Origin of the sequence: Xylanimonas protaetiae, from assembly GCF_004135385.1 — a bacterium.
GTDB classification, from domain to species: Bacteria; Actinomycetota; Actinomycetes; order Actinomycetales; family Cellulomonadaceae; genus Xylanimonas; species Xylanimonas protaetiae.
On the sequence record NZ_CP035493.1, the window covers coordinates 760,707 to 773,134 of the forward strand.

13 protein-coding genes are annotated in these 12,428 nt (G+C 75.6%); 7 read left to right on the forward strand and 6 right to left on the reverse strand.

Annotated elements, in window-relative coordinates:
• Positions 1 to 6: 6 nt before the first annotated feature.
• Entirely contained in the window at positions 7 to 393 is a 387-nt protein-coding gene (locus tag ET471_RS18765) for a D-alanyl-D-alanine carboxypeptidase (RefSeq protein WP_280949931.1), read from the reverse strand.
• Positions 306 to 1,418: a D-alanyl-D-alanine carboxypeptidase gene (locus ET471_RS03365; protein ID WP_280949903.1), complete on the reverse strand. Its 1,113-nt coding sequence runs from the start codon at positions 1,416 to 1,418 to the stop codon at positions 306 to 308. Before ET471_RS03365 ends, ET471_RS18765 begins: the two co-directional genes overlap by 88 nt.
• A gap of 177 nt (positions 1,419 to 1,595) precedes the next feature.
• Here ET471_RS03365 and ET471_RS03370 point away from each other — a divergent pair, with 177 nt between their 5' ends.
• The 3 genes from ET471_RS03370 (at position 1,596) to ET471_RS03380 (ending at position 4,100) form a co-directional block, all read left to right on the forward strand.
• Positions 1,596 to 2,090 carry an inorganic diphosphatase gene (locus tag ET471_RS03370; protein WP_129186596.1) on the forward strand — a complete coding sequence of 165 codons (495 nt, stop codon included), beginning with the start codon at positions 1,596 to 1,598 and terminating at the stop codon, positions 2,088 to 2,090.
• A gap of 73 nt (positions 2,091 to 2,163) precedes the next feature.
• Complete coding sequence (locus ET471_RS03375; protein ID WP_129186597.1) at positions 2,164 to 3,225, forward strand: zinc-binding dehydrogenase; 1,062 nt, start codon at positions 2,164 to 2,166, stop codon at positions 3,223 to 3,225.
• Complete coding sequence (locus tag ET471_RS03380; RefSeq protein ID WP_129186598.1) at positions 3,222 to 4,100, forward strand: LLM class flavin-dependent oxidoreductase; 879 nt, start codon at positions 3,222 to 3,224, stop codon at positions 4,098 to 4,100. The genes ET471_RS03375 and ET471_RS03380 overlap by 4 nt, the downstream gene beginning before the upstream one ends.
• A 6-nt stretch (positions 4,101 to 4,106) precedes the next feature.
• Here the strand turns inward: ET471_RS03380 and ET471_RS18360 are convergent, their stop codons facing one another.
• Positions 4,107 to 4,427, reverse strand: coding sequence for a C40 family peptidase (locus ET471_RS18360; RefSeq protein ID WP_242496413.1), 321 nt, complete (start codon positions 4,425 to 4,427; stop codon positions 4,107 to 4,109).
• A complete protein-coding gene (locus tag ET471_RS03385; RefSeq protein ID WP_242496414.1) occupies positions 4,376 to 5,464 on the reverse strand; it encodes an NlpC/P60 family protein in 1,089 nt (362 codons plus the stop codon). The genes ET471_RS18360 and ET471_RS03385 overlap by 52 nt, the downstream gene beginning before the upstream one ends.
• Positions 5,465 to 5,819: 355 nt before the next feature.
• Between ET471_RS03385 and ET471_RS03390 the strand changes: the two genes are divergently transcribed.
• From ET471_RS03390 to ET471_RS03400, 3 genes are all read left to right on the forward strand, one after another.
• Positions 5,820 to 7,220 (forward strand): bifunctional o-acetylhomoserine/o-acetylserine sulfhydrylase, encoded by a 1,401-nt coding sequence (locus ET471_RS03390; RefSeq protein WP_129186599.1) that lies wholly within the window; start codon positions 5,820 to 5,822, stop codon positions 7,218 to 7,220.
• A 71-nt stretch (positions 7,221 to 7,291) separates the two neighbouring features.
• Positions 7,292 to 8,518, forward strand: a complete 1,227-nt coding sequence (gene metX, locus ET471_RS03395; RefSeq protein ID WP_129186600.1) for a homoserine O-acetyltransferase MetX — start codon at positions 7,292 to 7,294, stop codon at positions 8,516 to 8,518.
• 94 nt (positions 8,519 to 8,612) lie between these two features.
• Positions 8,613 to 9,035 (forward strand): VOC family protein, encoded by a 423-nt coding sequence (locus tag ET471_RS03400; protein ID WP_129186601.1) that lies wholly within the window; start codon positions 8,613 to 8,615, stop codon positions 9,033 to 9,035.
• A gap of 29 nt (positions 9,036 to 9,064) precedes the next feature.
• Here the strand turns inward: ET471_RS03400 and ET471_RS03405 are convergent, their stop codons facing one another.
• On the reverse strand, positions 9,065 to 9,832 hold the full coding sequence (locus tag ET471_RS03405; RefSeq protein ID WP_129186602.1) for a pyridoxamine 5'-phosphate oxidase family protein: 768 nt from the start codon (positions 9,830 to 9,832) through the stop codon (positions 9,065 to 9,067).
• 71 nt (positions 9,833 to 9,903) lie between these two features.
• Between ET471_RS03405 and pdxR the strand changes: the two genes are divergently transcribed.
• Positions 9,904 to 11,271: a MocR-like pyridoxine biosynthesis transcription factor PdxR gene (gene pdxR / locus ET471_RS03410; RefSeq protein ID WP_129186603.1), complete on the forward strand. Its 1,368-nt coding sequence runs from the start codon at positions 9,904 to 9,906 to the stop codon at positions 11,269 to 11,271.
• 80 nt (positions 11,272 to 11,351) lie between these two features.
• Here pdxR and ET471_RS03415 read toward each other — a convergent pair whose 3' ends face one another.
• On the reverse strand, positions 11,352 to 12,308 hold the full coding sequence (locus ET471_RS03415; RefSeq protein WP_129186604.1) for a hypothetical protein: 957 nt from the start codon (positions 12,306 to 12,308) through the stop codon (positions 11,352 to 11,354).
• Positions 12,309 to 12,428 lie beyond the last annotated feature (120 nt).

Genomic DNA, 12,428 nt, shown 5'->3' on the forward strand with positions numbered 1-12,428 from the left:
CGTCCCTCACGCCCCGGCGCCGAGCGCGGCGAGCTGCCCGACGAACCGGTCGAAGATCATGCGGGCGCCGACGGTCGCGCCCGGCTCGACGGCGTCGGCCGCGAGCGAGAAGACGAGCAGGCGGTCGTCGGATGTCACGACCGTGCCGGACAGGCCGACGATGCTGGGCAGCGAGCCGGTCTTGGCGCGCACGAACCCGCGCGCCGGGTTGTCGCCCCCGAAGCGGGACTCGAGCGTGCCGGACAGCGCGCCGACGGGCAGGTCGACCATGACGTCGCGCAGCTGCGGGTGCGCGGGGTCGGTGGTCAGGAGCAGCACGTCGGCGAGCTGGTGGGGCGTGAGCAGCGAGCCGCGGCCCAGCCCGGAGAGGTCGACGAGCGTCGCCCCGTGCAGGTCGACGCCGAGGCCCCGACGACGGAGAGCACGGCCTGCACGGCGCCCTCGCCCGACCCGGGCCGCCCGGTGTCGAGGGCGACGAGCCGGCCGAGCACCTCGGTGATCGTGTTGTCGGAGTGCTGCATCGCCCAGCCGGAGACGTCGCGGAGCGGGGCCGAGCTCACGCTGCCCACCACGCGCGCGCCGTCGTCCGCCTTGCCGCGTGCGACGTCGCCCGTCACGGTGACGCCCTGCTCCGCGAGCGCGCGGGCGAAGGTCTGCGCGGCGGCCAGCGCCGGGTCGGCGGCGCGCGGCCCCCACGAGCCGGCACCGAGCATGGCGACGTCGACCGCCATCGACGCGACCGGTGCGACGAACCCCATCTCGGCCTCGACGGGCGGCACGGCGGGCGCGACGGCCGGGCCGGTGAACAGCGCGTCGTCGAAGGACAGCCGCACGGTGGTCCGGCCCGTGACGTGCAGGGCGGCGGCCACCTGCTGGGCGAGGTCGCCGAGCCCGGCGCGGCCGTTGACGGCCTGCGGGTCGCCCGCCCCGGCGGCGAGCAGCATGTCGCCGCCGCCGACGAGCACGAGCCGGTCGCCGTCGAGCAGCGCCCGGGTGTCGAGCGTGGCGTCCGGGTCGAGCTGCGTGAGCGCGGCGACGGCGGTGAGCACCTTCTGCGTCGACGCCGGGGCGAACGCGACGTCCGAGGCGTTCTCCCCGAGGGTCTGCCCCGTGGTGGCGTCGACGACGACGGCCCCGACCCGCGGGCCGAGCCGCGTGTCGTCGGCGAGCGCCCGGACGAGCGGCGCGACCTCCTCGGCCGACGGCTGGGGCGCCTCGGGGGCGAGCGGCGGCAGGACGGCGGCGGGCGCGGGTCCGGGGACGGCGCCGGGCGCCGTCGGGAACGGGGCGGGCTCGGGGTGCGGCGGGGCGAGCGTGAGCATGCCGGGCACGACGTCGTGAGCGTCGGCGACGAGATAACCGCCCAGCAGCGCGACGACCGCGAGGGTCGTGGCCCCGGCGCGCAGCCGCCACCCCATGTGCGTCTCCTCACCGTGCTCCGTCGCGCGTGCGCGCCTGCCTCCTCAAGGGTCGGCCACGCCGCAGTGCCCTTGCCGCATCCTGGCACGTCGGGCGCGTCGTCCGGGCGTCCCCGATGCCCCTGGGGTGCATGGCAGACTTGTCCTCGCGTACGCACCCCCGCATCAGGAGGAACTGTGGAGTTCGACGTCACGATCGAGATCCCGAAGGGACAGCGGAACAAGTACGAGGTCGACCACGAGTCTGGTCGCATCCGTCTGGACCGCATGCTCTTCACGTCGACCCGCTACCCGGACGACTACGGATTCATCGAAGGCACCCTCGGCGAGGACGGCGACCCGCTCGACGCCATGGTGCTGCTCGAGGAGCCGACCTTCCCCGGCTGCCTGATCAAGTGCCGCGCGCTGGGCATGTTCCGCATGCGCGACGAGGCCGGCGGCGACGACAAGGTGCTGTGCGTGCCGCTGGGCGACCAGCGCGCCGCGTGGCGCCAGGACATCGACGACGTCTCGGACTTCCACCGCCTGGAGATCCAGCACTTCTTCGAGGTCTACAAGGACCTCGAGCCGGGCAAGTCGGTCGAGGGCGCCCACTGGGTGGGCCGCGCCGAGGCCGAGGCCGAGATCGAGCGCTCGTTCGAGCGCGCGCGCAACGCCGGCTACCACCACTGATCGCCGACGACGACGGCGCCGCGCCACGGGTGCGGCGCCGTCGTCGTCGTCCCGCCGGGATAGCGTGAGCGGCATGCTTGCTGCCGTCATCCATGGGGCGCGCGACGTGCGCGCCGAAGAGCGTCCCGAGCCCGCGATCCTCACCCCCGACGACGCCGTGGTCCGCGTCGTCGCCGCCTGCGTGTGCGGGTCCGACCTGTGGCCCTACCGCGGGGTGACCCCCACGAACGCACCCCACCCGATCGGTCACGAGATGGTCGGCGTCGTCGAGCTGCTCGGCGCGGACGTGACCTCGGCGCGCGTAGGCGACCTCGTCGTCGTCCCGTTCTCCCTGAGCTGCGGCACGTGCCAGGCCTGCCGCAACGGGTACCCGGCCGCGTGCGACCAGGTCACGTTCTTCGGCTCGACGGACCGCCAGGGCCACCCCGTCGACGGTGCCCAGGGCGAGAAGGTGCGCATCCCGCTCGCGCAGCACTCCCTGTTCCCGGTGGGGCTGAGCGAGGAGGAGGCCGAGGCCCGTGGGCTCGTCCCCCACCTGCTCGCGCTCGCCGACGTCATGTCGACGGGCCTGCACGCGGCGACGGCCGCGACCGTCGGTCCCGACGACGTCGTCGCCGTCGTCGGCGACGGGGCCGTGGGCCTGTCCGGCGTCATCGCCGCCCGCCTGCTGGGCGCACAGCGCGTCATCGCGATGAGCCGCCACGCCGACCGCACGGCGCTGGCCCGGAAGCTCGGCGCCACCGACGTCGTCGCCGAGCGCGGCGACGCCGCCCCGGACGCGATCCGCGCCCTGCTGGGCGGCGACCTCGCGGACGTCGCGCTCGAGTGCGTGGGCACCGAGGAGTCGATGGCCCAGGCCATGGCGGTGGTGCGCGGCGGCGGGCGCATCGGGTTCGTGGGCGTCCCCAACGGCGGCTCGCAGCTGCCCATCCGCACGGTGTTCAGCCGCAACCTCACCGTCGGCGGCGGCATGGCCTCGGCCCGCCGCTACATGGAGGAGCTGCTCCCCCGCGTGCTCGACGGCACGATCACGCCCGGCGACGTCTTCGACCTCACGCTGCCGCTCGCCGAGATCGCCGAGGCGTACGCCGCGATGGACGAGCGCCGCGCCACCAAGGTGCTGGTGCGTCCGTGAAGCTCTCGCTCTGGCCCAGCTCCACCTTTCCCGTCGCCGACATCCTCGCGGAGGCCCGCGCGGCCGACGCCGACGGCTGGCACGGCGTCTGGCTCGCCGACCACTACATGCCCAGCACGGGCGACCTGACCCGGGCCGACGGGCCGATGCACGAGGTGTGGGGCCTGCTGCCCGCGGTCGCCGCGGTGACGTCGCGGGTGCGGGTGGGCACGCTCGTCAGCCCGACGACGATCCACCACCCCGCGCTGCTGGCCAAGCGCGCCTCCGCCGTGGACCACGTGAGCGACGGGCGCATGGTGCTCGGGCTCGGCGCCGGCTGGCAGGTCAACGAGCACGCCGCCTACGGGTTCGAGCTGCCCGGCCCGAAGGTGCTCGTCGACCGGTTCGACGAGGCGCTGCGCATCACGCGCTCGATGCTCGACGAGCGCCGCACGACGTTCCAGGGCACGTACTTCCAGGTCGACGACGCGCCCGCCGACCCGCACCCGGTCCAGGAACGCCTGCCGATCCTCGTGGGTGCGAAGGGGCCGCGCATGCTGCGGCTCACCGCCCGGTTCGCGCAGGAGTGGAACACGTGGGGCCTGCCGGAGTCGGCGGGCGCCGTGCGTCGCCAGCTCCTCGAGGCGGCCGAGCAGGTGGGCCGCACCGCACCCCTGTGGACGACGACGAACTGGATGCTCGACCTCGACGGCGAGACGCCGATGCCCGGCCGCGTCGCCATGGGCTCACTGACCGCGCTGCAGGACCTCGCGGGGGCGTGGGCCGAGCAGGGCTTCGACGAGTTCGTCCTGCCCACGTGGAACCTGGGCGCGACGACGGCCGAGCGGCAGGACCGCGCGGCGCAGCTCAAGGCGGAGGTGTTCGACCGGCTGTAGGCCCGGTCAGGGGCGGCCCGCGTACGGCATGAGGTCCGCGTCCCACCGGACCGCGACCTCGCGGACCGCGACGCCCGGCCGCGGCGCCTCGATCATCCGGCCGTTGCCGGTGTACATCGCGACGTGCCGGATCTGCGACGCGTCGCCCGGGACGTCGGTCCAGAAGATCAGGTCGCCGGGCCGCATGGCGGCGTAGGCGACCTTCGCGACCGTCGTGTACTGCGAGCGCGACGAGCGCGAGATGCTCACGCCCTGCGCGTGCCAGGCGGCGGCCGTCAGGCCCGAGCAGTCCCAGCCAGGGTTGCCGTTGCCACCCCACTGGTACATGACGCCCAGCTGCGTGCGGGCCCACTCGACCGCGCGCTGCCCTGGGCGGCGGTGCCGTGGCTCGTGCCCGTCGTGGGCGGGGGCGTCGGGGGCGTCGGGGTCGGGGTGGGCGTCGGCGCCGGGGTCGGGGTGGACGTCCCCGGGGGCGTCGGGGTGGGAGTCGGGGTCGGCGCGGGCGTCGTCGGGTGCGGCGCCGGGGTGCTGGGCGCCGGCGTGCTGGGCGTCGGCGGGTGCGGCGTGCTCGGCCCCGGCGGGGGTGCCACGGGCGGGTTCTCCCGGTCATGCCGCGCGGCCTCCTCGGCCTGCCGCTGCCGCTCGGCGTCGCGCGCGTCCTGCCGCTGCCGCTCGAGCCGGACGCTCCTGTTGTTGAGCTCCGCGAGGCGCTGGATGAGGCCCTCGCGCTCCACCTCGGCGGCGGCCGTGCGCGCCTCGAGCGCGCTGTAGGCCTGCTCGGCGACGGCGAGCGCGCGCTCCGCGTCGACCTTCGCGTCGGCGAGCGCGGCCGCGGCGGCCTCCCAGCGGGCGCCGGACGTGGCCGCGGCGGCGCGCGCGTCGGCGAACGCGGCCAGGCTGGTGGCCACACGCCGGTCGACGGCGCGGCGCGCCGAGCCCTCCGCGACGACGTCGCTGACGCTCCCCGCCCCCGTCACCACGGACAGCGTGCCGAACCCGTCGCGGCGCGCCTCGATGCGGTACGCCTCCGCGAGCAGGTTCCGCGCGGCCCGCTCCGCGGCGCCCGCGGCGTCGGCGGCCGAGCGGGCGTCGTCGGCCTCCTGGGTGGCGACGTCGAGGCGTTCGAGGGCCTCGCTGTAGTCCGCGCCGGCGGTCTGGAGGGCGCGTTCGCCCGCGGCGAGCTCGTCCCGGAGCTGGTCGAGGCGCCCCTCGGCCCCGGCGACGTCGAGCGCCGCGGCGGCCGCGGCGTCGTGCGCGGCGGCGACGTCGTCGTCGGTGGGCGGGGCGCCGAGGGCGACCTGGCCCCCGCACGCGACGGCACCCGCGACGGCGAGGGCGATGACGCCTCGTCGCGCTCTGCGCACGGTCCACCTCCGTCCGGCACACGCCGGAGGCGCGCCGGTCCCTACCCTCACCCGTGTCGGCAGAGGCCGCCAACCGGGCGTGGCACGCGGTGATCGACCCCCTGACCTGCGCATCTCATTTTTTCGTCTCAGGATGCAAGATCCTGGTTGGCGAGGGTCGGGGCCAGCGGATACGGTCCCTCCATGACTCGTCGAATGTGCAGCTGACCCAGCGCACGTTCGCCTGCCCGGATCCTCCGGCACCGCGTGCGCAGACGCTCGCCGCGGACCCTCCCTCCGACGCAGCAGGCCCCCGCAGGGACCTCCGCGGCTCGCACGTCAGCACCCCGCAGATGCCCTTACCGGAGGAGTTCCCATGAGCACGCAGTCGAACAACCAGACCCAGTGGTCCTTTGACACTCGTCAGATCCACGCCGGCCAGACCCCCGACCCCGTCACGGGCGCCCGCGCCCTGCCGATCTACCAGACGACGTCGTACGTCTTCCCGTCGGCCGAGGTCGCCGCCGACCGGTTCGCCCTGAAGGACCTCGGTCCCATCTACACCCGCATCGGCAACCCGACGCAGGAGGTCATCGAGAACCGCCTCGCGAACCTCGAGGGCGGCGTCGGCGCGCTCCTCGTCGCGTCCGGGTCGTCCGCGATCCACCTCGCGGTGCTCAACGTCGCGCAGGCCGGCGACCACATCGTGTCGTCGTCGTCGCTCTACGGCGGCACGTACAACCTGTTCCACCACACGCTGCCCAAGCTGGGGATCGAGACGACGTTCGTCGAGGACCCGCACGACCCGCAGCAGTGGCGCGACGCCGTCCGCCCGAACACCAAGCTGTTCTTCGGCGAGACGATCCCCAACCCGAAGTCCGACGTGCTGGACATCGAAACGGTCGCCGAGATCGCCCACGCCGCGGGGGTCCCGCTCGTCGTCGACAACACCGTCCCCACGCCGTACCTGCTGCGCCCCATCGAGTTCGGCGCCGACGTCGTCGTGCACTCGGCCACCAAGTACCTGGGCGGGCACGGCTCGTCGATCGGCGGCGTGATCGTCGACGGCGGCACGTTCGACTACGCGCAGCACCCCGACCGCTTCCCCGGCTTCAACGAGCCCGACCCGTCGTACCACGGCCTCGTCTACGCCCGGGACCTGGGCGTGGGCGGCGCGTTCGGCGCGAACCTGTCGTACATCCTCAAGGCGCGCGTGCAGCTGCTGCGCGACCTCGGCCCCGCCATCAGCCCGTTCAACGTGTTCCTGCTCGCGCAGGGCCTGGAGACGCTCTCGCTGCGCCTCGACAAGCACGTCGCCAACGCGCAGGCCGTGGCGCAGTGGCTCGAGGGGCGCGACGACGTCGCCGTCGTGCACTACGCCGGCCTGGAGTCCTCGCCGTTCCACGCCAACGCGCAGAAGTACACGCCGAAGGGTGCCGGCGCCGTGCTCGCCTTCGAGCTCGCCTCCGCGACCGACGAGGACGCCCGCGCTGCCGGGCAGGCCTTCGTCAGCGCGCTCCAGCTGCACTCGAACGTCGCGAACATCGGCGACGTCCGCTCGCTCGTGATCCACCCGGCGTCGACGACGCACAGCCAGCTCACGCCCGCCGAGCAGCGCCTCTCCGGCGTGACGCCCGGCCTCGTGCGCCTCGCCGTCGGCATCGAGAACGTCGAGGACATCCTCGCCGACCTGGAGCTCGGCTTCACGGCAGCCAAGGCGTCGCTCACGCCCGAGACCGGGGGCACCTCGCGGGAGACCACGGTGGCCGAGGCCTGAGCGTGAGACGCTGTCCGTCCACCTCGGCGGGTCACGCACCCCTGGCCGAGCCCCGATCCCCGAGGAACCCCGTGACCGTCCCCCGCGTCCCCGCGCAGCCCGGCCCCCGGCCGGGCGCCGCGTCGGCGTCGCGCGACCGCGTGCAGCCGCCGGCACCGTCGTCGGGCGCGTGGTTCCCGGGGGACGACCCGGGCCCGCGGCAGTTCGCGGACCTGGGCGGGCTCGAGCTCGAGAACGGCAGCCTGCTGCCGGAGGTGACGCTGGCGTACGAGACCTACGGGACCCTCGACGCCGACGGCGGCAACGCCGTGCTCGTGCTGCACGGCTTCTCCGCCGACTCGCACGTCGCACGGCACCCCGAGATCCCGGACGACTCGCCCGGCTGGTGGGAGCAGATGGTCGGCCCCGGCTGCCCCATCGACACCGACCGGTACTTCGTCGTCGTGCCGAACTCGCTGGGCGGCTGCCAGGGGTCGACCGGCCCGTCGTCGGAGGCCCCGGACGGGCGGCCGTGGGGCGCCCGGTTCCCGCGCATCACCACACGGGACCAGGTCGCGGCCGAGATCCTGCTGGCGCACGCCCTGGGCGTGCGCTCGTGGGAGCTCGTCATCGGGCCGTCGATGGGCGGCCTGCGGGCGCTCGAGTGGTCCCTCCTGGGGCCCGAGGTGGGCATCGAGGTGCGGGGGCTCGCCGCGGTCGGCACGGCCGCGGCGACCCCCGCCGACCTCATCGCCTGGTCCCACCCCCAGGTCGCGGCCATCCGCCTCGACCCGGGCTGGCACGGCGGCGACTACTACGGGCTGCCCGACGGCGAGGGGCCGCACGCCGGCATGGCCGTCGCCCGGCAGATCGCGCACACCACGTACCGCTCGGCGGAGGAGCTCGACGTCCGCTTCGGGCGCCTGCCGCAGGGCGGCGAGGACCCGTTCACCGACGGGCGGTACGCCGTCCAGTCGTACCTGGACCACCACGGCGACAAGCTCGCCCGGCGGTTCGACGCGAACTCGTACATCGTGCTCACCGAGTCGATGAACACCCACGACCTGGGCCGTGACCGCGGCGGCGTCGAGGCGGCGCTCTCGCAGATCACGGCCCGCACGCTCGTCGTCGCGATCGACTCGGACCGGCTGTTCCCCGCGTCGCTGTCCGCCCGCATCGCGGCGTTCGTGCACGGGGCCGACGGGCTGCGGGTGATCCACACGCCGTACGGGCACGACGGGTTCCTCATCGAGTTCGACCAGCTCGGCCCGATGGTGCGCGACTTCCTGGAGGTGGAGCGGGTGCGCCCGCTCCACTGACGCGCCAGGCTGGTCGTACGGGCTCGGCGATGAGTCCGGCGGGGTGTCGTCGTCTACGGCGTGACACACCCGTACGTACCCGAGGGGACCAGCCATGGCCAAGCTCAACCCGTACCTCAGCTTCAAGGACCAGGCGAAGGACGCCCTGGAGTTCTACCAGTCGGTGCTCGGCGGCGAGCTCAACATCTCGACGTTCGGCGACATGCCGGGCATGCCGGGCGTTCCCGAGGACGAGGGCTCGCTCGTCATGCACGGGCAGCTGGAGACGTCGGGCGGCCTCACGCTCATGGCGTCCGACACGGGCTCGATGATGCCGTACGTCGCCCCGACGTCGGGCGTCACCGTGGCCCTCACCGGCGGGCCCGCGGACCTCGACTCCATCCGCGGCGCCTACCAGAGCCTGGCCGAGGGGGCCACGGAGACGCTCCCGTTCGAGCTCGCCCCGTGGGGCGACTACTACGGGCAGCTCACCGACAGGTTCGGCGTGAGCTGGATGTTCGACGTCGGCACGGAGTGACCCGCGCCCGACGACCTCACCCCACGACCTCACCCCACGACCTCACCGATGACCTGGCCCGCTGCGCCGGCCGGCACGCGCTGTGCCGGCCGGCGCAGCGCCGCGTCCACGGTGAGACGGCGCGCTCGCTGCTCGACGACGACTGGGGTCGGGCCCACCGCGTCGGCGTCCGGGACGGGCGCTCCCGCGACGCGGCGCAGCGGGATGTGCCCCGCCCACCCGCCACCCGCGACGTCCTCCGGCTCGTCGACCGCGCCGCCCGCGCGCGCCTTCATCGACGCCTCGTGCAGCGGGACGGCGAGCACCGCCGTGGCGGCGAGCTCCTTGCGCGTGCTCGCCCGCAGCGTCGCGGAGCGCCCGGGGATCATGTGATCGACGACGAGGTCGAGCGCCCGCGCCCGCTCCGCAGCGTCCGTGACGACCCGGGCCGCGCCGATGATCACCGCCGAGCGGTAGTTCATCGAGTGGTGGAACGCGGAGCGGGCTGTGACCAGCCCGTCGAGCTCGGTGACCGTCACGCACACCGGGCGCCCGTCCGCCGCGCCGAGCCAGCGCGCGGCGACGGAGCCGTGCACGTAGAGCGTGCCACCCTCGTCCGGCCCGTCGAGGTCGATGCCGAACGCCACCGGCAGCACCACGGGGTGGTCCCCCGTGACGACGCCGAGGTGCGCGACGAGCGCGTCGTCCAGCAGGTCGTGCAGGGCCGCGCGGTCCTCCACCAGACGCTTGCGGCCGCGGCCCACGGTGGTGCGGGGCGTCGGGGAGAGCGGGGCGAGGGCGGCGTCGGTCGTGGTCATGGTCCTAGGCTGGTGCCCTGGTGGCCTGTCGACACGGGCCAATCCCGACCGACTTCGACAGGACACTTTTCATGGCCACCCTGCCCGTCCGGCTCGACCGCGCCGCACCCGTGGCGCTCGGCACGCAGCTCGCCGGGCAGGTCCGCGCGCTGATCCTCGGCGGCACCCTCGCCCGCGGCGACCGCCTGCCGAGCAGCCGCGCGCTCGCCGCCGACCTGGGCGTGAGCCGGTCCGTGACCGAGCAGGCCTTCGAGCAGCTGCACGCCGAGGGCTGGATCGAGGCGCGGCGCGGGTCCGGAACGTTCGTCGCCCCGACGGCCGCGCCGGCGCCGGCCGCGCCCGTCCCGCCGCGCACGCCGGCACCTCCCGCGCTCGTGCCGCTCGGCACGGGCGTCCCGTGGATCGACCCGCGGCACGCGGCCGGCTGGCGGCGCGCCTGGCGGGAGGTCTCCGCGGCGCGGCCGCCGCGCGGGTACGCCGACCCGCGCGGCATCCCCGAGCTGCGCGCCGCCCTGGCCGACCGGCTCGCCCGCACGCGCGGCCTCGTCGTCGACCCCGACGAGATCCTGCTGACCCAGGGCACCACCGACGGGTTCCGCCAGCTCCTCCAGGTGCTGCGGCCAGGCCCGGTCGCCGTGGAGGACCCCGGGTACCGCGCGGCCGTCCTGGCCGTCCAGCACCTGGGCCGCGAGGTGCGCGACCTGCCGGCCCTCGAGCCCGTCACCGACCTGGACGGCGTCGTCGCGGCCTACGTGACGCCCGCGCACCAGCACCCGCTCGGCCGGGTCATGCCCGCGGCCGACCGGTTCGCGCTCCTCGCGGCGGCGCACGCGGCGGACGCCGTCGTCGTCGAGGACGACTACGACTCGGAGTTCCGCTACGACGTCGCCCCCGTGCCCGCCCTCGCCGCGCTCGACCGGCACCGCGTCGCGTACCTCGGGACGGCGTCGAAGGCCGTCGCGCCGTCGCTGCGGCTCGGCTGGCTCGTGCCGCCGCCCGCGCTCCTGGAGCGACTCCACGCGCACCGCCGCGTCACGCACGACGGCGCCTCGTGGCCGGCCCAGCGCGCGCTGCTCGCGCTGCTGCGCGACGGGTACGTCGACAAGGTGGTCCGCTCCGCGCGGCGCGTCTACGCGGAGCGGGCGCCGCGCGTCGCGGCCGCGCTCGCGCCGTACGCGCAGCAGGCGGGGCCGCTCGCGGGCATGTACTCGGCCTGGCTCCTGCCGCACGACGACGCCGTCCGGGCCGTCGACGCGGCGCGCGCGGCCGGCTACCGGGTGTCGCTGCTGACGGAGTACACGCGCACCTCGCGCGCGACGGGCCTGGTGGTGGGCTTCGGCGGCGTCACGGACGCCGAGCTGGACGGCGCGCTGGCGGCGCTGGTTCGCGGGCTGACCGGCAGCTCGTCGTCAGGCCGTGCGCCCGAGGGCACGGCCTGACGACGAGCTGCCGGTCCGAGCTGCTGGACCGGGGCGTCCGGCGGCGGCAGGTGGACCTCCGCGTCGGGCCGCCGCCCGGGTCAGGACGCCCGCAGCAGCGCGGCGCGACGCGACTCCAGGGCGGCCGCCTCGGTCGCGAGCGCCGTCGCACGCGGGCCGAGCCCGTCCAGGACGGCCATGACGCCGCGGACCGCCGCCTCGACGCGCCCGCCCGCCTCGTCGATCCGGTTCTTGACCGCCCAGTCGCTGAAGATGTTGTCGAACCAGAAGTCGAGCGTGCCCGTCAGCGAGTCGACGCCGATCGTCCCGACGCCGGCACGGCCGACGTCGCCGAGCTCGGTGCTGAGCTGGCGCAGGTCGAGGTCGGCCCGCCGCATGAGGTCGGCGGCCTTGTCCATCTTGGAGCGCTTGACCAGGTCGCCCATCATCCCGCCGCCCAGGAACGTGTCGTACGTGGCCCAGCCGCCCGCGCTGCGCAGCTCGTCCCAGGCGGCCTGGAGGGAGGCGAAGGCGCGCTGGCCGGCCGCCTGGGCCTCGGCGACCTCCTTGCGCTCGGCCGCCACGCGGGCGGCCTCGCGCAGGAGCGCGTCCAGGTCCGCGGCCGCGGCGCCGCCGTGCGCACGCACCCAGTCCTCGAGCGCCCGCAGCGCCGCGGCGCGCCGCGCGTCGACGTCGCGGGACGCGTGCAGCTCGGCGTCGAGGGCCACGAGCTCGCGCTCGGCGGCCGCGACGCGCGCCTCCGCGACTCCGACGGCATAGCGCGCCGCCTGCTCCTCGGCCCGCTCCCGGTCGAGGCGCTCGGCGTGGTCGCCTCGCAGAGACGCCCAGATGCGCGTGGGGCTCAGGTGCTCCAGCTTCACGACGTCGTCGGCCTCGACCGCGTGCTTCGCGCGGGCCTCGGCGGCCGCCTCGCGCACCGCCTGGAGCGACCCGGCGACGACGGCGCGGCGGCCGCGCAGGCGGTCACGCTCGGCGAGGTCGTGCTCGGCGGCGGCCAGCAGGGTGCGGGGGTGGGCACCGTCGCCCGGGATCGTCATGCGCGCACGCTACCGCCCACCGGGGCGCGGGCGGGGCCGGGTGAGGCGGGGCCGGGCCGGGCAGGCCGGGCCGAGTGAAGCGGGCCGGGCCCGGCCCGGCTGGGCGGGCGGGCGGGCGGA

Excerpts from the sequence above, each read along its gene's own strand:
- ET471_RS03365 (WP_280949903.1), bottom strand. The coding sequence starts at position 1,418 with ATGGGGTGGCGGCTGCGCGCCGGGGCCACGACCCTCGCGGTCGTCGCG.
- ET471_RS03375 (WP_129186597.1), top strand. The coding sequence starts at position 2,164 with ATGCTTGCTGCCGTCATCCATGGGGCGCGCGACGTGCGCGCCGAAGAG.
- ET471_RS18360 (WP_242496413.1), bottom strand. The coding sequence starts at position 4,427 with ATGTACCAGTGGGGTGGCAACGGCAACCCTGGCTGGGACTGCTCGGGC.
- ET471_RS03390 (WP_129186599.1), top strand. The coding sequence starts at position 5,820 with ATGAGCACGCAGTCGAACAACCAGACCCAGTGGTCCTTTGACACTCGT.
- ET471_RS03400 (WP_129186601.1), top strand. The coding sequence starts at position 8,613 with ATGGCCAAGCTCAACCCGTACCTCAGCTTCAAGGACCAGGCGAAGGAC.
- ET471_RS03405 (WP_129186602.1), bottom strand. The coding sequence starts at position 9,832 with ATGACCACGACCGACGCCGCCCTCGCCCCGCTCTCCCCGACGCCCCGC.
- pdxR (WP_129186603.1), top strand. The coding sequence starts at position 9,904 with ATGGCCACCCTGCCCGTCCGGCTCGACCGCGCCGCACCCGTGGCGCTC.
- ET471_RS03415 (WP_129186604.1), bottom strand. The coding sequence starts at position 12,308 with ATGACGATCCCGGGCGACGGTGCCCACCCCCGCACCCTGCTGGCCGCC.